Annotated in this window: 18 protein-coding genes and 1 pseudogene; 10 read left to right on the top strand and 9 right to left on the bottom strand. The window is 75.1% G+C overall.

The features are described 5' to 3' along the window. Nucleotides 1-151: 151 nt before the first annotated feature. From ABT023_RS08440 to ABT023_RS08425, 4 genes are all read right to left on the bottom strand, one after another. The gene (locus tag ABT023_RS08440) at nt 152-868 is read right to left on the bottom strand and encodes a histidine phosphatase family protein (RefSeq protein WP_350883099.1); all 717 of its coding nucleotides are present in this window, start codon (nt 866-868) and stop codon (nt 152-154) included. A 109-nt stretch (nt 869-977) separates the two neighbouring features. Beyond that, a complete protein-coding gene (locus ABT023_RS08435; protein WP_350883098.1) occupies nt 978-1,814 on the bottom strand; it encodes an undecaprenyl-diphosphate phosphatase in 837 nt (278 codons plus the stop codon). Then, nucleotides 1,811-2,863, bottom strand: a complete 1,053-nt coding sequence (locus tag ABT023_RS08430) for an LLM class F420-dependent oxidoreductase (protein WP_350883096.1) — start codon at nt 2,861-2,863, stop codon at nt 1,811-1,813. Before ABT023_RS08430 ends, ABT023_RS08435 begins: the two co-directional genes overlap by 4 nt. 62 nt (nt 2,864-2,925) lie before the next feature. Beyond that, nucleotides 2,926-3,063 carry a hypothetical protein gene (locus ABT023_RS08425; protein ID WP_350883094.1) on the bottom strand — a complete coding sequence of 46 codons (138 nt, stop codon included), beginning with the start codon at nt 3,061-3,063 and terminating at the stop codon, nt 2,926-2,928. On the opposite strand from ABT023_RS08425, the gene ABT023_RS08420 reads away from it, so the two are divergent. Both ABT023_RS08420 and ABT023_RS08415 read left to right on the top strand, forming a co-directional pair. Then, nucleotides 3,062-4,033 (top strand): aldo/keto reductase, encoded by a 972-nt coding sequence (locus ABT023_RS08420; RefSeq protein ID WP_350883092.1) that lies wholly within the window; start codon nt 3,062-3,064, stop codon nt 4,031-4,033. The two genes, ABT023_RS08425 and ABT023_RS08420, sit on opposite strands and share 2 nt — an antisense overlap. Nucleotides 4,034-4,120: 87 nt before the next feature. Beyond that, a complete protein-coding gene (locus tag ABT023_RS08415) occupies nt 4,121-4,312 on the top strand; it encodes a DUF5703 family protein (protein WP_350883090.1) in 192 nt (63 codons plus the stop codon). A 149-nt stretch (nt 4,313-4,461) separates the two neighbouring features. On the opposite strand, the gene ABT023_RS08410 is transcribed toward ABT023_RS08415, so the two are convergent. Beyond that, complete coding sequence (locus tag ABT023_RS08410) at nt 4,462-5,127, bottom strand: hypothetical protein (RefSeq protein WP_350883088.1); 666 nt, start codon at nt 5,125-5,127, stop codon at nt 4,462-4,464. A 58-nt stretch (nt 5,128-5,185) separates the two neighbouring features. Continuing rightward, a complete protein-coding gene (locus tag ABT023_RS08405; protein WP_350883086.1) occupies nt 5,186-6,514 on the bottom strand; it encodes a M20/M25/M40 family metallo-hydrolase in 1,329 nt (442 codons plus the stop codon). A gap of 144 nt (nt 6,515-6,658) precedes the next feature. On the opposite strand from ABT023_RS08405, the gene ABT023_RS08400 reads away from it, so the two are divergent. From ABT023_RS08400 to ABT023_RS08390, 3 genes are all read left to right on the top strand, one after another. Next, nucleotides 6,659-7,309, top strand: coding sequence for a hemerythrin domain-containing protein (locus ABT023_RS08400; RefSeq protein ID WP_350883084.1), 651 nt, complete (start codon nt 6,659-6,661; stop codon nt 7,307-7,309). Nucleotides 7,310-7,400: 91 nt separating this feature from the next. Further along, nucleotides 7,401-8,414, top strand: a complete 1,014-nt coding sequence (locus ABT023_RS08395) for a LysR family transcriptional regulator (RefSeq protein WP_350883082.1) — start codon at nt 7,401-7,403, stop codon at nt 8,412-8,414. Between the two features lie 20 nt (nt 8,415-8,434). Next, nucleotides 8,435-8,671, top strand: coding sequence for a hypothetical protein (locus ABT023_RS08390; RefSeq protein ID WP_350883080.1), 237 nt, complete (start codon nt 8,435-8,437; stop codon nt 8,669-8,671). Nucleotides 8,672-8,799: 128 nt separating this feature from the next. On the opposite strand, the gene ABT023_RS08385 is transcribed toward ABT023_RS08390, so the two are convergent. From ABT023_RS08385 to ABT023_RS08375, 3 genes are read right to left on the bottom strand one after another with little or no spacing between them, the layout of a single operon-like run. Further along, the gene (locus tag ABT023_RS08385) at nt 8,800-9,150 is read right to left on the bottom strand and encodes a DUF3140 domain-containing protein (protein ID WP_350883078.1); all 351 of its coding nucleotides are present in this window, start codon (nt 9,148-9,150) and stop codon (nt 8,800-8,802) included. Continuing rightward, nucleotides 9,150-9,320 (bottom strand): hypothetical protein, encoded by a 171-nt coding sequence (locus ABT023_RS08380; RefSeq protein ID WP_350883076.1) that lies wholly within the window; start codon nt 9,318-9,320, stop codon nt 9,150-9,152. The genes ABT023_RS08385 and ABT023_RS08380 overlap by 1 nt, the downstream gene beginning before the upstream one ends. A gap of 16 nt (nt 9,321-9,336) precedes the next feature. Next, complete coding sequence (locus ABT023_RS08375) at nt 9,337-11,892, bottom strand: ATP-dependent Clp protease ATP-binding subunit (protein WP_350883074.1); 2,556 nt, start codon at nt 11,890-11,892, stop codon at nt 9,337-9,339. Between the two features lie 113 nt (nt 11,893-12,005). Between ABT023_RS08375 and ABT023_RS08370 the strand changes: the two are divergent. From ABT023_RS08370 to ABT023_RS08350, 5 genes and pseudogenes are all read left to right on the top strand, one after another. Further along, nucleotides 12,006-12,380: pseudogene (locus ABT023_RS08370) on the top strand (hypothetical protein); the annotation flags it as partial. A 219-nt stretch (nt 12,381-12,599) separates the two neighbouring features. Next, nucleotides 12,600-12,860, top strand: coding sequence for a hypothetical protein (locus ABT023_RS08365; RefSeq protein WP_350883072.1), 261 nt, complete (start codon nt 12,600-12,602; stop codon nt 12,858-12,860). Nucleotides 12,861-12,868: 8 nt separating this feature from the next. Beyond that, nucleotides 12,869-13,915, top strand: coding sequence for a hypothetical protein (locus ABT023_RS08360; RefSeq protein WP_350883070.1), 1,047 nt, complete (start codon nt 12,869-12,871; stop codon nt 13,913-13,915). Then, entirely contained in the window at nt 13,908-16,595 is a 2,688-nt protein-coding gene (locus ABT023_RS08355) for an FtsK/SpoIIIE domain-containing protein (protein ID WP_350883068.1), read from the top strand. Before ABT023_RS08360 ends, ABT023_RS08355 begins: the two co-directional genes overlap by 8 nt. Next, the gene (locus tag ABT023_RS08350) at nt 16,592-17,257 is read left to right on the top strand and encodes a hypothetical protein (protein WP_350883066.1); all 666 of its coding nucleotides are present in this window, start codon (nt 16,592-16,594) and stop codon (nt 17,255-17,257) included. Before ABT023_RS08355 ends, ABT023_RS08350 begins: the two co-directional genes overlap by 4 nt. Nucleotides 17,258-17,340: the final 83 nt, after the last annotated feature.

Here is a 17,340-nt window from a genome sequence, read left to right as displayed (position 1 = left end):
CGTCGCGCACCCCACCGACCGCGAATCGCGCACGCGCGTACCCGTGGGGCCCGACCCGGCCCGACCCGGCCCGGCGGGGCCCGGCGGGGCCCGGCGCGCGCCGCACCGCACGGCCCGGACGCGCCCACCCGGCACGGGCCCGACGCGCGCCTCAGCGCACGGCCCCGGCGCCTCCGCCCACGGCGGCGTCGGAGTCCGTCGGCCTCGTCGCCCGCCGCCGGCGCTTGTGCGGCGGCGGCGGCACCAGCGCGGCCAGATCACCGCCGGTGTCGTTGAGCCGCACCAGGAACGGCCGCAGCGGCGTGTAGCGGATCGCCGTCACCGACGCCGGGTCGGCGACGATGCGCTGGAAGAGATCCAGGTGTACGCCCAGCGCGTCCGCCACGATGGCCTTGATCACATCGCCGTGGCTGCAGGCCAGCCAGACCGCCTCGGGGCCGTGTTCGGCGGTGATCCGCGCGTCCCGGGTACGCACCGCCGCGACCGCCCGCGCCGCCATCGCGGCCATCGACTCCCCCTCGGGGAAGACTGCGGCGCTCGGGTGCTGCTGGACCACCGGCCAGAGCGGCTCCTTGGCCAGCTTCTTCAACGGCTGCCCCTCCCAGCTGCCGTACCCGCACTCGATCAGCCCTTCGTCCACGGTCGGGCTGGCCTGCGGGAGGGCGAGTTCCAGGGTCTGCCGGCAGCGGATCAACGGACTGGTCACCACTGCGGCGAGGGGCAACCCGCGCAGCCGCTCGCCCACCGCCGTGGCCTGGTCCCGCCCGGTGTCGTCCAGCTCGACGGGCTGCCGGCCGGCGAGGCCGCCGTCGGCGTTGGCGGTGGTACGGCCGTGCCGCAGAAGGAGAAGAGTCGCCACGCCACCCACCCTAGGGGGTCCCGCCTGACGCCAACCGCCCACGCCTCCGCCCCACCCCACCCCCCCCCGGGCCCCGGTCGGGCAGGGCGGGGCCGGCGGGGGATGGGGTGGGTCTTGGTCAGGTGGCGGAGATGGTGTTGGTCATGAGCAGGGCGAGGACCAGGGTGCCCAGGGCGACCCGGTACAGCACGAAGACGTACAGGGTGTGGTGGGCGACGTAGCGCAGCAGCCAGGCGATGGCGGCGTAGCCGATGGCGAAGGCGATGAGCGTGGCGACCACCAACTGCGCCCCGCTCGGCGCGGCGGTGCCGGGCGCGGACGGTTCGAACACGTCACCGAGGCTGAACACCCCGGACATCACCACGGCGGGGATGGCCAGCAGGAACGAGTATCGCGCCGCCGTCTCCCGGGTGAGGTTGAGCAACAGGCCGGCGGTGAGCGTGCCGCCCGAGCGGGACACCCCGGGAATCAGCGCCATGGCCTGGGCGAAGCCCATCACGATGCCGTCGCGCATCCGGAAGTTCGCCAGGGTGCGGGTCTGCCGGCCCCAGTACTCGGCGAAGGCCAGCACGAAGGCGAAGACGATCAGGGTGGTGGCGACCAGCCAGAGGTTCCGGCCGGCGGTCTTGATCTGGTCCTTGAACAGGAGGCCGAAGACCCCGATCGGGATGGAGCCGACGATCACGTACCAGCCCATCCGGTAGTCGAGGCTGGTGCGCACCGAGCGGTCGAACAGGCCGACCAGCCAGGTCCGGGTGATCCGCCAGATGTCCTTGGCGAAGTAGATCAGCACGGCCGCCTCGGTGCCGAGCTGGGTGACGGCGGTGAACGAGGCTCCGGCGTCGCGGTCGAAGAAGATCGCCGAGGTGATCCGCAGGTGCCCCGACGAGCTGACCGGCAGGAACTCGGTAAGGCCCTGGACGATGCCCAGGACGATGGCTTCGATCCAGGTCACTCGCCGACTCCGGCCAGGTCCAGCGCCTCGGCGACGGTACGCAGGGTCTGCACGCCGCTGTCCCGGTCGGCCACGAAGAGGGTCAGCGACAGGGTGGTCACGCCGGAGGCCGCGTACTCGCGCAGCCGCTCGGCGATGCGCTCCTTCGGCCCGAGCAGCGAGGTCCGGTCGATGAACTCCATCGGCACCGCCGCGGCGGCGTCGCGCTGCCGCTTGGCCAGGTAGAGGTCCTGCACCTCGCGGGCGGCGTCGCCGTAGCCCATCCGGGTGGCGAGCTGGTTGTAGAAGTTCTGCTGCCGACTGCCCATGCCGCCGACGTAGAGGGCGGCGTAGAAGCGGACCAGCTCGGCGCAGGACGCCACGTCGTCGCCGATGACCACCGGGACCGACGGCACGACGTCGAAGCCGGCCAGCTCCTTGCCGGCCTTCGCCCGGCCGGCCCGCACGGAGGCGAGCTGCTCCTCGGCGAACTCCGGGGCGTAGAAGACGGCCAGCCAGCCGTCGGCGATCTCGCCGGCCAGCTCCAGGTTCTTCGGGCCGACGGCGGCGAGGTAGATCGGGACCTGCTCGCGGGGCGGGTGGAAGCCGAGCCGCAGCGCCTTGCCCGGGCCGTCGGGCAGCGGCAGCGTGTGGAACTCGCCGTCGTACTCGACCGGCTTGCGGGCGATGGCGAGCTTGACGATGTCGACGTACTCCCGGGTGCGGGCGAGGGGCTTGGCGAAGCGCACCCCGTGCCAGCCCTCGGAGACCTGCGGCCCGGAGACGCCCAGGCCGAGCCGGAACCGGCCGCCGGAGAGCGCGTCGATGGTCGCCGCCGTCATGGCGGTCATCGCCGGGGTGCGGGCGGGGATCTGCATCACCGCGCTGCCCACGTCGATCCGTTCGGTCTGCCCGGCGATCCAGGCCAGCATGCTCGGCGAGTCGGAGCCGTAGGCCTCCGCGGCCCACACCACCGAGTAGCCGAGCCGGTCCGCCTCCTGGGCGAGCGCCAGGTGGTCGGCGGGTGTGCTCCACGCCGTCTGGTATCCGAGGCTGAGCCCGAGTCGCACTGGTCCTCCCCCATCCGCAGCACAGGTCGCATCAGGTTACGCAATACCGGCGGCGGAGCCGATCACCGGCTCTCCCCGAACGCGTCCCACCGGGGCGGACCGGACGGACGGATGGGAATCCCGCCGACCGGAGGGGCGAGCAGGAACTTGACGGGAGCGAGGATGTCGGTGACGGCGGGTTGGAAATAAGGTTCACCCATGCAACAGCGACCGCTCGGCCGAAGCGGGCTGGCGGTTTCCCGGCTCGCGCTCGGCACCATGACCTGGGGCCGGGACACCGACGCCGACGACGGGGCCGCCCAGCTGAAGAGCTTCCTCGATGCGGGCGGCAATCTGGTGGACACCGCCGACGTGTACGGCGACGGGGACGCGGAGGCGGTGATCGGGTCCCTGCTGGGCAGCCTGGTCCCCCGCGACGATCTGCTGATCGCGACGAAGGCGGGGCTGCGGCCGGGCAACGACCGGCGCCGGGACACCTCCCGGGGCCACCTGCTGCGCACGCTGGACGCCTCGCTGCGCCGGCTCGGCACGGACCACGTGGACCTGTGGCAGGTGCACGGGTACGACCCGGACACGCCGCTGGAGGAGACCCTGGCCGCACTGGACCACGCGGTGGCCAGCGGCCGGGTCCGCTACGTCGGGGTGTCGAACTTCTCCGGCTGGCAGACCGCGCGGGCGGCGGCGTGGCAGGCGGCGTGGCCGGGGCGGGCCCCGGTGGTGGCCGCCCAGGTCGAGTACTCGCTGCTGGAGCGGGGGGTGGAGCGGGAGGTGCTGCCGGCCTGCGCGGCGCTGGGCCTGGGGACGCTGCCCTGGTCGCCGCTGGGCAGGGGGGTGCTCACCGGCAAGTACCGGCACGGCCGGCCGGCGGACTCGCGGGCCGCCTCGGCGCACTTCGAGCCGTTCGTGGCGACGTACCTGGAGCCGCGCTGCTCCAGCATCGTGGAGGCGGTGGCCACGGCGGCCGGCGGGCTGGGGGTGTCGCCGCTGGAGGTGGCGCTGGCCTGGATCCGGGACCGGCCCGGGGTGACGGCCCCGATCCTCGGCGCCCGGACGGTAGGGCAGCTCCTCGGGGCGCTCAAGGTGGAGCGGATGACCCTGCCCGACGAGATCGTCGTCGCGCTCGACGACGTGTCGGCGGTGCCGGTGGGCTACCCCGAGCGGGACGGCTGACGGGGCCGCCGCACGGGTGGGTACGGAGGCGCCGGTCACCTCGGGAGGGGGTGGCGGACGACCGGCGGGCTGGGCAGCATGGAAGCCATGGACTACGAATACGCGCCGCTGCGGTTGCCCTCGAACGTCGACCGGTTGACCGCCGCGGCGCAGCTGGCGATCCAGGCGGAGTTCTCGGGCTGGGAGCTGGCCCGGGTGCGGCTCTACCGGGACGGCACGCGGCAGGTCGTGCTGCGCCGCCGCCGGGTCGACCAACTCCAGCCGGGCCTGTCGTACTGAGCGCCGGGTCGCCTCCGGGCGACCTCGGTGCGACGCCGCCCTGCTCGGCGCGAGCCGATGCCCGGGCCCGAGACAACCACGGTGCGGCGACGCCGCCCCGGGGCCCGAGCGATGCTCGGGCCCCGAGACAACCACGGTGCGGCCACGGCCTAGTGGCGGTGCCCCGCGTGGTCGTGGTCCTCGTCGTCGAGCTCGAGGAACGGATGCTCGTCGAGGCGGCCCACGAGGCGGTCGTCGGCGGCGGGCTGGAACGGGCCGATCGGGTCGTCGTCGTCGAACGACTCCAGGTCGACCGAGGTGTCGACCTCGCTGACCATGACCACGCCGTCGAGCGGTTCCAGCTCCGGGACGTCCAGCGCGCTGAGTGAGCCGTCGCCGCTCTGCAGCAGCTCCAGCACCGCCTCGCCGACGCCCTCGACGGGTGCCGGCTCGTCGTCCTCGGGGGTGCCCTCGCGGCGGGCCGCCTCGGCGGCCCGGATCAGCGCGGCGACGCTGGGCACCCGGTAGTCACGGCGCTGACGCACCGAGATGACCCGGGGGTGCGGGTCGGCGGCCTCGACGCCCTCGGCGGCGCCGAGGCGCTCATCGGCCTCGTCGGGGTCGATGGACTCCACGTCCCAGGGCGTGACCTCGCCGAACGCGTCGAGCAGTTGCTCGTCGTACGCGAAGGAGGCGTTGTTCAGCGCGACGTACGCCTGCCAGACGTCGTCGTCGTCGACGCGGCCCTGGGCGATCCGGACGGCGGCCAGGTGCACGCGGGCGGCGTCGATCACCCGCTCCAGGGCGGCGTCCAGCTCACCGTGCTGGTCGGTCATGTACGTTCCCTTCGCAATGTGGGATGTTCCGCGCCGAACGGTAGGGCGACGGACACGGTCAGCAACTCCGGAGGAACCGGTCGAGAACCCGCACGCCGAACTGTAGTCCGTCCACCGGAACCCGCTCGTCGATGCCGTGGAACAGCCCGGAGAAGTTGAGGTCGGCGGGCAGCCGCAGCGGCGCGAAGCCGAAGCAGCGGATGCCGAGCTGAGAGAAGGCCTTGGCGTCGGTGCCGCCGGAGAGCATGTACGGCACCGGCCGGGCGCCCGGGTCCTCCGCGCGCAGGGCCGCGGACATGGCGTCGACCAGATCGCCGTCGAAGGTGGTCTCCAGGGCGGGCTGGCGCTGGATGTACTCGATCACGATGTCCGGGCCGACCAGCTCGCGCAGCTGCTGCTCCAGCAGCTCGGACTGGCCCGGCAGGCTGCGGCAGTCGATGGTGGCGGTGGCCCGGCCGGGGATGACGTTGTCCTTGTAGCCGGCGGCGAGCCGGGTCGGGTTGGCGGTGTTGCGGATCGTCGCGCCGATGATGTTGGCGATCGGGCCGAGCCTGGCGATGGCGGTCTCCGGGTCCGCCGGGTCCAGCTCGACGCCGAGCAGGTCGGAGACCTCCTCGAGGAACGCCCGCACGGTGTCGGTGACCACCACCGGGAAGCGGTGCCGGCCGATGCGGGCCACCGCCTCGGCGAGGACGGTGACCGCGTTGTCGTCGTGCACCATCGAACCGTGGCCGGGTCGGCCCTTGGCGTGCAGCCGCAGCCAGTCGATGCCCTTCTCGGCCGTCTCGATCAGGTAGAGCCGCTGGGACTCGTTGATCGTGTACGAGAAGCCGCCGACCTCGCCGATCGCCTCGCTGCAGCCGTCGAAGAGGCCCCGGTGGTGCTCGGTGAGGAAGTGCGCGCCGTAGTCGCTGCCGGCCTCCTCGTCCGCGGTGAACGCCAGCACGATGTCGCGGGCCGGCCGGACGCCGGTGCGCTGCCATTGCCGCACCACGGTCAGCACCATGGCGTCGAAGTCCTTCATGTCGATCGCGCCGCGGCCCCACAGGTAGCCGTCGCGGATCTCCCCGGAGAACGGGTGCACCGACCACTCGTCGGGGTCGGCGGGCACCACGTCGAGGTGGCCGTGGACGAGCAGAGCGTCCCGGCCGGGGTCGGTGCCGGGGATGCGGGCGACGAGGTTGGCCCGGCCCGGTGCGGACTCGTGGATCACGGCGTCGACGCCGACCTCGGCCAGCTTCTCCGCGACGTACTCGGCCGCGGCGCGTTCCCCGACGCTGGTGGCGTTGTCCCCGGTGTTCGTGGTGTCGATGCGCAGCAGGTCACGGCAGAGGTCCACGACCTCGTCGGCGGGGTCGGGTCGGGCGGAAGCGGCGTCGCTCGTCATCGGCTCTTCATACCAGCAGCGGCCATCGGGCAGGTCGGCCGGCCGGCCCTCCGTTTCGCGCGGGCCCGCGCCGGGTACCGCCGGTCGCGTCCCGCACCGCCCGATACGGGCCGCCCCGCCGCACCCGCCACCGAGGAGGGCACCATGACCGTCCCCCTGCCCCCGTTGCCGCCCGTACCCGAGGAGGGCTATCGGCCCGGTGGACGCAGCCTGGTCGACATCGTCGACCAGGAGCACCGGCAGCTGCTGGCCCTGGCCGACCGGATCGGGGGCCCCGAGCCGGACCCGGAGCCCGGCGACCTGGTCCAGGTGCTCACCGCCACGGTCTCCCGGCACCTGTCGGCGGAGGAGCAGTACCTGTTCCCCGCTGTGCGGGCCGCCCTGCCGCGGGCCGGGGAGCTGGTCGACCGGGAACTTGAGGCCGCCGGCGCGCTGCTGACCGCCCTGAAGGGGCTGGCCGGTCCGGCGGATCCCGCGCTGGCCGACGTGGTCGAGCGGATCCGTCGGCACGTCGCCCGGGTCGCCGCGCTGGTCGGCCCGCTGCGCGAGGTGGCCACCGACGTGGAACTGATCCGCCTGGGCAACCGGTGGGAGATCGCCGAGGAGTCCGCGCCGACCCGGCCGCACCCGGGCACCCCGGCGACGCCGCCCTGGAACCGGATCGTCGAGCCGGCGGTGGGCGTGGTGGACAAGGTCCGCGACGCGGTGACCGGCAGGCCGACGTACCTGACGGATCTGGAGCCGGAGGCGGGCCGGACGGCGACCGCGTCGGAGGCGCGGCGACCGCCGGGTTGACCGATTATCGGACGGGCCAGCCCGGGCATCGGTCAACTCCGATCCCCCCAGGGCCTTCCGCATATCCCCCGAGTGGCCATACCGTCACCCTATGAATCTGGAGCTGCGACACCTGCGGGTGGTCTGCGCCATCGCGGAGACGGGGAGCGTGACCAAGGCGGCGTCCACGCTCGGCCTGGCCCAGCCGGCGCTCACCGCCCAGCTCCAACGCATCGAGCGGACCCTCGGCGGACCCCTGTTCGAACGGGACCGGCGGGGCGCCCGGCCCACCGCCCTCGGCGAGCTGGTGCTGTCCCGGGCGCGGGTGCTGCTGCCGGCCATGCAGGGCCTGCAGGACGAGGCGGCCCGGCTGGCCGGCGCCGATCCGACGCCCGCGCGGTACCGGTTCGGCGGGGTGAACAGCCCCATCCTCGGCCGCCTGGTGCACCGGCTCGCCGCCGCGCACCCCCAGGCGCAGATCACCACGTACGCCTCCTGGTCCGCCGACGAGCTGGCCCAGCTCGTCGGCGGTGGCCGGATGGACTACGCCCTGGTCGGGGTCTGCGGCGACTCGCTGCCACCGACCGGACACGGGCTGACCTGGCGGGAGGTGGCGATGGAGCCGGTGCAGGTGCTGCTGCCCGAGGGGCACCCGATGGTCGGGCGGGACGAGGTGCGGCTGGTGGACCTGCGCGGCGAGCAGTGGGTCGCCGCCCCCGGCGACGGCTGCTTCGGCGACTGCTTCGCCGCCGCCTGCGCCCGCGACGGCTTCACCCCCGGCAAGATGTACGAGGCCGACGTGCGTGGCTGCATCGATCTGGTGGAGGCCGGCGCGGCGGTGGCGCTGTGCCAGGCCACCTTCCGTCCCGTGCCCGGGCTGGTGACCCGCCGGCTGGTCGGGACGCCGCTGCGCTGGCGGCTGATGCTGGGCTGGCACCCGGATTCGGCCGGCGCGGACTTCGCCGGTGAGGTGCTGGACGCGGCGGTGTCGGCGTACACCGACACGCTCGCCGCGCACCCGGACTACGTGGCCTGGCTGCTGCGGCACCCGGAGTTCGGGGTGCGCCGGCCCGCCCCGGCCGGTCCGGTGCCCGGTGGGGCGGGTTCCGGGGTGCGAACCGCCTGATGGTGGGTAACTGGGGCGGCATGACCGATCCCTACCCCACCGCCGACGACCGGGAGACGCTGCGGGAGGCCGCCGCCGCGCACACCGCCGCCTCCCGGGGCCTGGAGGCGTTCCTGCGCCGTCTGCCCGTGGTCCCCGACCCCGCCGACATCACCGAGTACGCCACCCTGCTCAGCCGGGAGGAACGGGCGCGCGGCGAGCGCCAGGCCGCCGCGGACGCCGCCGGGCTGCAGATCGGCAGCCTGGAGCCGGAGTGACCGCAGCCCACTGCGGTCCCCGCGTGCGGCCGGCACGCGGGGACCGTTGAACGGCGCGGGCGAAAGGTCAGCGGGCCCGCGCGTGCCTCGGGAGCCGGTGGGCAGCCGAGGCGAAGCGGCGGGTGACGTCAGCGTTCCACGAGGATGTCGTGGCCGAGGTCGAGCAGGGAGTGCCGCCACTCGTCGTTGCTGTTGCCGCCCTTCGGGCGGGCCGCGGTCAGCGCCCGGATCCGGTCGATGGCGTCCCGCATCACCTCGACGTCCTCCGGGGTCAGGTCGACCTTGCGCTTGCGCAGCACCGCGAGGATCTGCCGGCCCGGCTCGGGCAGGTCGAGGGTGGGATTCGGCCCGAACGACTCCTCGCCGGAGCCTCGGGTCAGCAGCCAGCTGCGCAGTTGCTCGGAGGTGACGTTCACCTCGGCGTGGAAGTCCTCCCAGAGCACCTCGACCTCGGGATCGAGTCGCGCCTCGCGTACCATCACGCCTCCTCTGCGGGCGGCGGCCCGGACGGTTCCGGCTCGCCGGTGTGGGGTTGCAGGCCCTCCGGCGGCACCCGCACCCGGGTGGGGTTGGCCGTCGGCGGGGCCAGGATCGGTTCGGCCCGTTCGTCGCGTGGGTTCTCCTCGCCGCTCTCCTCGGGTTCGGTCATCTCCGTTTCCGCCCGCTCACCGGGGGTGGGACGTGGTGGCCGCGGAGTAGTCCCGGTCGCCGGCGGCCACCTCGAAGGCGAGCGCGTCGTCGCGGGCGTCCACGGTCACCCGCTGCCCCGGCGAGAGCGCGTTCTCCAGCAGCATCCGCGACATCCGGTTGTCCACCTCGCGCTGGATCACCCGCCGCAGCGGGCGGGCGCCGAACTCCGGCTGGTAGCCGCGCTCGGCGATCCAGTCGATCCCGGCGACGGTGAAGTCCACCCCGATGTCCTGGGCGTGCAGCCGGCGCCGGGTCTCCTCCAGCATCAGCTCGGTGATCTGGCGCAGTTGCTGCTGCTCCAGCCGCTGGAAGATGATCACCTCGTCGATCCGGTTGAGGAACTCGGGGCGGAAGTTCTCCTTGAGCCGGCGCATCAGCCGCTCGCGCAGCTCGGCGTTCTCCCCGGCCTCGCCGGCCGCGCCCGCGCCGAAGCCGACCGCGCGCTGACTGCCGGTGATCAGCTCGGAGCCCAGGTTGCTCGTCATGATCAGTACGGTGTTCTTGAAGTTCACCGTCCGGCCCTGGCTGTCGGTGAGCCGGCCGTCGTCGAGCACCTGGAGCAGGATGTTGAACACGTCGGGGTGGGCCTTCTCGATCTCGTCGAGCAGCACCACCGCGTACGGGCGGCGGCGCACCGCCTCGGTGAGCTGGCCGGCCTCCTCGTACCCGACGTAGCCGGGGGGCGCGCCGACCAGCCGGGCGACGGTGTGCCGTTCCTGGAACTCGCTCATGTCCAGCCGGACCATCCGGTCGGCCTCACCGAACAGCGACTCGGCCAGGGCCCGGGCCAGCTCGGTCTTGCCGACGCCGGTGGGGCCGAGGAACAGGAAGCTGCCCATCGGCCGGTTCGGGTCGGCCAACCCGGTCCGCGACCGGCGCACCGCCTCGGCGACCGCGCCCACCGCGTCGTCCTGGCCCACGATCTTCTCGTGCAGGTGCCCCTCCAGCCGCAGCAGCCGGTCCCGTTCCTCCTCGGTGAGCTGGGCGACGGGGATGCCGGTGGCCCGGGAGACCACCTCGGCGATCTCCTCCGGACCGACGGCCGGCACCTGGGAGCCGCCGTCCTCGTCGCCCTTGGCCCGGCGGATCTGCGCCTCCATCTCGACGATCTGGTCGCGCAGGGCGGAGGCCCGCTCGTACTGCTCGTCGGCGACCGCCTGCTCCTTGTCCCGGCGCACCTCGTCGAGCTGCTGCTCCAGCTCCCGAACGTCCGAGGCGGGGGTGCGGGTGCGCAGCCGGACCCGGGCGCCGGCCTGGTCGATCAGGTCGATCGCCTTGTCCGGCAGGTACCGGTCGGTGACGTACCGGTCGGACATCTCGGCGGCGGCGACCAGCGCCTCGTCGGTGAACCGGACCTGGTGGTGGGCCTCGTAGCGGTCACGCAGGCCGCGCAGGATGGCCACGGTGTCGTCCACGGTGGGCTCGGGCACCAGCACGGGCTGGAACCGGCGGGCCAGCGCGGCGTCCTTCTCGATGGTGCGCCGGTGCTCGTCCAGGGTGGTCGCGCCGATCACCCGCAGCTCGCCGCGGGCCAGCGCCGGCTTGAGCATGTTGGACGCGTCCATGCCGCCCTCGCTGCCCGCCCCGCCGGCGCCGACCAGGGTGTGGATCTCGTCCAAAAAGATGATCAGCTCGTCGCGGTGGGCGCGGATCTCGTCGATGACCTTCTTCAGCCGCTCCTCGAAGTCGCCCCGGTAGCGGGTTCCGGCGACCAGGCCGGCGAGGTCGAGCTGCACCACCCGCTTGCCGAGCAGGGTCTGCGGCACGTCGCCGTCGCAGATCCGCTCGGCCAGCCCCTCCACGATCGCGGTCTTGCCGACGCCGGCCTCGCCGATCAGCACCGGGTTGTTCTTGGTACGCCGGGAGAGGATCTCCACGGCCTGCTCGATCTCGGCGGACCGCCCGATCACCGGGTCGATCTGGTCGTTGCGGGCCAGTTCGGTGAGGTCCTGGCCGTACTGGTCGAGGGTCGGCGTGCCCCGGTCGGGCTTCGGGCCCGCCATCGGGCCGCGCTCGGCGCCGGCCGCCTGGAGCGACTCGGGCTGGATCCGGCCGGCTGCGAGCATCCGGCCGGCCGGGGACTCCGGGTTCAGCGGGAGGGCCATCAGGATGTGCTCGGGGCCGATGTAGTTGGCGCCCATCGCGCGGGAGAGCTGGTGGGCGTCGAGCAGGGCCCGCTTGGCGGCCGGGGTGAGCGACAGGTTCGGCGGCACCTCGCCCCGGGGCGCGCCGTCGCCGCGCCCGCCCAGGGCGTTGACCAGGGTGTCGGGGTCCGCGCCGGCCCGTCGGACCAGGTCGCGCAGCGGCTCCCGCTGCAACGCCGCCCAGAGCAGGTGATCGGTGTCCAGGTCGTTGCTGTGCCGCTGCGCGGCCCGGCGGGCCGCGTCGGCGAGCATCTCCCGCGCGTCGGCGGTCATCAGCCGGGTGATGTCGACCCGGTGCGCCGGCCGGCGTCCCGCCTCGCCCCGGCCGAAGTAGCGGGCCAGGAACTCGTCCCACGGGTCGGAGCCGAAGTCGCCGGTTCCCGTCATGTCTTTCCTCCCGCGGTCGGGCGCGCTCGCCGGTGCAGTCCTCCGCCGGCACGGACGGCGGTGGCTACCCGGCGACCGGCGCGACAAACGCCGCCGGCTGGCAGGCTGGGGCCATGGATGCGAGGCCGCTGCTGATCGTTGACGCCGCCAACGTCGTGGGGTCCCGCCCCGACGGCTGGTGGCGGGACCGGGCCGGGGCCGCCGCCCGGCTGCGCGACGCCCTGACCCCGGTGGCCGAGGGCGGGCTGCCGCCGCTGCTGCCCGGGCCCGCGGAGGTGGTGCTGGTGGTGGAGGGCGCGGCGCGGGGGGTGCCGACGGTGCCCGGCGTGCGGGTGGTGGCCGCACCGGGTTCGGGCGACGACGCCATCGTCGAGCTGGTCGGCGCCGCCGCTGACCGCCGCCGGCTGGTGGTCACCGCCGACCGGGAGCTGCGCGGCCGGGTGGGCGCCCTCGGCGCGGAGGTGCAGGGCCCGCGCTGGCTGCGCGGCGGGGCCCAGCGGGGCCGCGTCCGCGGCGACGACCCTGCCATCGGTCCGCTTGATGGGACTGGGCGACCCGCGGACGGGACTGTCGTCGACCCGCCGAGCGGACTTCCCGCACGTCAGGGCGGTAAGCGGGCGGAGGGGCAGCAACACTGACAGGGCGGTTGTTCTCTCCCCGACGGGGATGCGTTGTAATGGAGATCTCCCCGCCCCCAGGAGGTCCACGTGGCGAGCGTCGCCGAGCTGAAGGCAGCGATCGATATCGCCCTACAACAGATCGGTGACGGGCAGAGCGCCGTGCAGGCCGCCGGCGAGAAGCTCGCCGAGGCGCAGCAGACCCTGGCCGGGGCCCTGGAGGGCAGCGGGCACGAGACCGTCGAGGCGGCACAGGCCTCGCTGACGCAGGCCAGTCAGGAGCTGGAGGAGTGCCTCGCGGCGACCCTCGTCGCGGTGGAGCAGGCACAGCTCTACGTCTCGACCCTGTAGGGGCGGGCGTGTCCATCATCGAGGACGTCGGGGCGCAGGTGCGGGCAGCCGCCGAGGAACTGCCGCTCGCCCAGCTCGCCCTGGCACTGGAGAAGTTCGGCCAGGCCACCGAGCGGCTGCGCTGGGTGCGGCAGGAGTCGGCCAACCCGATGGGGGTGCCCGAGCTGTCCGCCGCCACCGAGCACGCCGAGTCCGCCGGGCACGCGCTGCGGGTGGCGCAGGAGCAGCTGTCGGCGTACCTGGCGGCGATCGGGCTGGCCCCCGACGGCGCCCCCGCGGCCCGCCCGGCCGGCGACCGGCAGGTACACGACGCGCCGCGCGGGGGGCCGCCCGCCGCCGGGGAGCAGCCACCGCCCGCCCAGGACGACAACCCGGTGCTGCGCCGCTGGTGGGCGGTGCGGGTGGCGGAGCTGACCGGAGGCAGGGAGGGCGCGCCGGACGCGCCGGACGAGAAGGTCGCCGACTCCCGCGAGCTGCTGCGCCGGGTGGTCGACGGGGTCCGTTCCGGCGACCGGGACCGGCTGCACCGGGAGCTGCGCGCCGCGCACGCCGACGTCGGCCTCGGCCTGGCCGCCGTCGCCCCGCCGATGCTGCGCGAGCTGGCCGGCGAGCTGCTCGGTCATCCGCCCCGCGCCGACGACCTGACCCGGCTGCGCCGGGAGCTGGAGGGCCGGGTCCGCGACCTGCTCCCCGGGCTGCCCCCGCCGGCGCTGGAGACGCTGCTGACCAGGATCTGCCGGATGCCCCCGCCGCAGCGCGGCAGCGGCGAGGAGCAGCCGCACGCGGCCGACCCGGCGGTCACCGCCGGCGTGGCGACCGCCGTGCTGCTGGCCCGCCTCGGCAAGGATCTGCCCCGCGACCCCGGGCAGCCCGACCCGGCCGCCGAGCCCGCCCGGGAGAAGCGCCGCGAGGCCGAGCGGGACGCCTGGGACCGGGCGACGCGGGAGCGCGCCACCCGGGAGCGCGCGGCCCGGGACCGGGCCGCGCAGGGCCGTCCGCCCGCGCCGCCCCCGCCGCCCGCCGGGAACGCCGCCCGCCGGGACTCCGATGGCTGACCGGCGGACCCAACTGGTGACCCGGGTGCGCGGCATGCTCTCCGAGGCGCTGGGCGCCACCCGGGGCCGGCTCGCCGCCGCCGACGCCGAACTCGCCGCCGCCCGGGACCGGCTGACCCGGGTCGAGCGCGCCGCCGCGGCCGTGCCCGCGAGGGTGGGGGCCCAACGGGACCGGCGGCTGGCCGAGATCGACGCCCAGCACGCCGCCCGGATCGCCGAGCTGGCCCGCCGGGCCGTGGACGCCGCCCGCCGGGAGGCCCCAGGCGCGGCCTCCGCCGACTGGACGCGGTGGACCGTCACGCCGGCCGGGCGCGGCGAGCCGCCCGGCGCGGTCCGGATCGGCACCGTCCGCATCCCCGGCGCGGAGCCGGTGCCGGCGCTGGTGCCGCTGCTCGACGCCGGGCACGTGCACCTGACCGGGGCCGACGCCGACGGCGGGGCCGCCGTCGTGCCGGCGCTGCTGCTGCGCAGCCTGGGCCGGGCCGACCCGGGCGCGGTCCGGCTGTTCGGGTACGACCCGGAGCACCTCGGTGGAGGCCTGGCCGGGTTCGCCCCCCTGGGCACCGCCGGGCAGCTCACCTTCGTCGGGCCGGGCGGACTGGGCCGGCTGCTGGACGACCTGGTGGAGCAGATCCGCCGGATCAACGAGACGGTGCTGGCCGGCGAGTACCGCTCGCTGCGCGAGCTGGCCGGCGCGACCAACCGTCGCCCCGAGCCGTGGCGGGTGGCGGTGCTGCTCGGCGGCGACGAGCTGTCCCGGCACGAACGCGGCCAGCTCGACCGGGTGGTCCGCACCGGCGCGGCGTGCGGGGTGCACCTGGTGGTACGGGGTGTCCCGGTGCCCGACGACCCCACGGTGACCCGGGTCGTGGTGGGCCGGGACGGCGCCCTGGTGGGCGGGCCGCCCGGCCTGCCGGTGACCCTGGACCCGCCGCCACCGGCCGCGCTGGTCACCGAGACCTGCCGGCAGGTCGCCGCCCGGATCAACGCCGGCCCCCCGCCGGCCCCGTTCACCGACCTGCTGCCGCCGCCGGAGCAGATGTGGCGGGAGGACTCCTCCACCGGGCTGACCGCGCCGATCGGCGAGGGCCCGCACGGCCGGCCGGTGCTGCTCAACCTCGGCGACTACCCGCCGCACGCGCTGATCGGCGGCCCGTCGGGCACCGGCAAGACCAACCTCATCTTCGCCTGGATCGGCGCGCTGGCCTCCCGGTACTCCCCCGCCGAACTGGAGTTCTACCTGCTCGACTTCAAGGAGGGGGTGTCCTTCGCCCGGTTCGCCCAGGGCCGGCGGGACCCGAGCTGGCTGCCGCACATGCGGCTGGTCGGGATCAACGTCAACACCGACCGGGAGTTCGGGCTGGCCCTGCTGCGCTTCCTCGCCGAGGAACTGCGCCGGCGGGCCGACGCGGCGAAGAAGCACGAGGTCACCAAGCTCGCCGAGCTGCGGGCGGTGGACCCGACCGGGCACTGGCCCCGGATCGTCGCCGTGGTCGACGAGTTCCAGGCGCTGCTGGCCGGCCGGGACGTGGTGGCCCGGGAGGCCGCCGACCTGCTGGAGGACCTAGCCCGCCGGGGCCGCTCCCAGGGCATCCACCTGGTGCTGGCCTCGCAGGACGTGCGGGGCATCGAGGCGCTGTGGGGGCGGCCGGCGCTGGTCGCCCAGTTCACCCTGCGCATCGCGCTGCCCAAGGCGCTGCGCATCCTCGCCGAGCGCAACGACGCCGCCCAGTCGCTGCCCCGGCACCACGCCGTGGTCAACGCCGAGTCGGGGCTGGCGGAGGGCAACGAGGTGGCCCGCATCCCGTCGGCCAGCGACTGGGACGCCTGGAGCGAGTTGCAGCACCGGCTGTGGCGGATGCGCCCGCAGGACGCGAAGCCGGCCCGGCTGTTCGACGGCGACGCGATCCCCCGGCTGCGCGACGCCCCGGACTTCCGGGCGCTGAACCCGCCCGAGGGCGACGACGGGCCGCCGCGCAGCCCGGTCGCGCTGCTCGGGGAGATCATCGACGTGCAGGCCCGCTCGGCGGTGCTGCGACTGCCCCGGGCCCCCGGGCGGAACCTGGCGGTGCTGGGCACCCGGATCGACGAGGCGTGCGCGGTGCTGGACGCCGCAGCCCGGTCCCTGGCCCGCCAGCACCGCCCCGGCACGGCCCGGTTCTCCATCGCCTGCCTCGACCCGGACGCCGACCCCGCCGCCCGGGAGCTGTACGCCGACCTCGCCGACGACGCCGCCTGGTACGACGACGAGACCGTGCCCGAGCTGATGGCCGAGACGGCAACGGCGCTGGACCGGCCGGGCACCCCGGCCACCCCGCACTACCTGCTGCTGTACGCCGTCGACGCGGCGGCCGGCCAGTTAGCCGCGCGGGTCGGCGGGCGGACCGGGCTGGAGCACCTGCGCCGGATCCTGCACGACGGGCCGGAGCGGCGGACCCACGTGCTGGCCTGGTGGCGCGGCGTGGCCCGGATGCGGGTGGACCTCGGCGGGCCGGCCGCCCGCACCGACCAGATCGGCGCGTGGGTGGCCCTCGACGTGCAGGGCGCCGAGCTGGGCTCGGCGCTGTACCCGGGCAGCGGGGGGCCGGACTGGTACCCCCGGCCGTGGCGGGGGCTCTTCTTCGACCGGGCGGCGCACCGCACCGGCCAGGTCATCATCCCCTATGGACCGTCGGCATGAACGAACCGGTGACCAGCGAGACGTACGCGGCGCAGGTGCGCCGGCTGGCCGAGCTGACCGACCGGGTGCGCACCCAGCGCGCCGAGGCGCGAACCTGGCACGAGCAGCAGTGCGCCGCCGCCGAGCGGGCCGTCGCGGAGGCCACCGAGCAGCTCCGGTACGCCGAGCGGGAGGCGGTCGACGCGCGCGAACTGGTGGAGCGGGTGGACGCCGAGGCGGCCCACCTGTGGCAGCAGCTACGGGCCAGGCTGGGCGTCGGCGCCCGCCGCGTCGGGGACCCGCCCGGCCCGGCCCGGGACGCCTCGGGCGACCCGCTGCTGCTGCTGCACGGGGTGCGCGGGCTGCTGGACCGGACCCGGCAGCCCGGCGAGCTGCCCACGTCGGCGAACCCGCTGCTGGCGCTGTGCGGCGTGCTCGGGGCGGCGCTGATGTCCGCCCTCGGCGCGGGCGTCCGCGCGCTCGGCGCCCGCAACGGCGGCGACCTGGCGGTGGGGCTGCCGGTGCTGGCGCTGGTGGTGACGCTGCTCGGCCCGCTGGTCGGGCTGGCCCTGGCCAAGCGGCTCGCCGACCGCCGGCACGCGATCCTGTCGCCCCGACCGATCACCGTCGTCCTGGTGGCGGGCCTGGTCACCACCGGCGTGCTGCTGGTCCTCACCCGCTAGCGCGGCCAGACGTGCAAGATCGTGCTCGATCCCGGAAAGTGTGCCCTCATACCCGCAACGAGGCCACCCGTTCCCTGATCGAG

Origin of the sequence: Micromonospora sp. NPDC002296, assembly GCF_040296145.1 — a bacterium.
Taxonomy (GTDB): domain Bacteria; phylum Actinomycetota; class Actinomycetes; order Mycobacteriales; family Micromonosporaceae; genus Micromonospora.
This window is presented reverse-complemented; position numbering and strand designations above follow the sequence as displayed.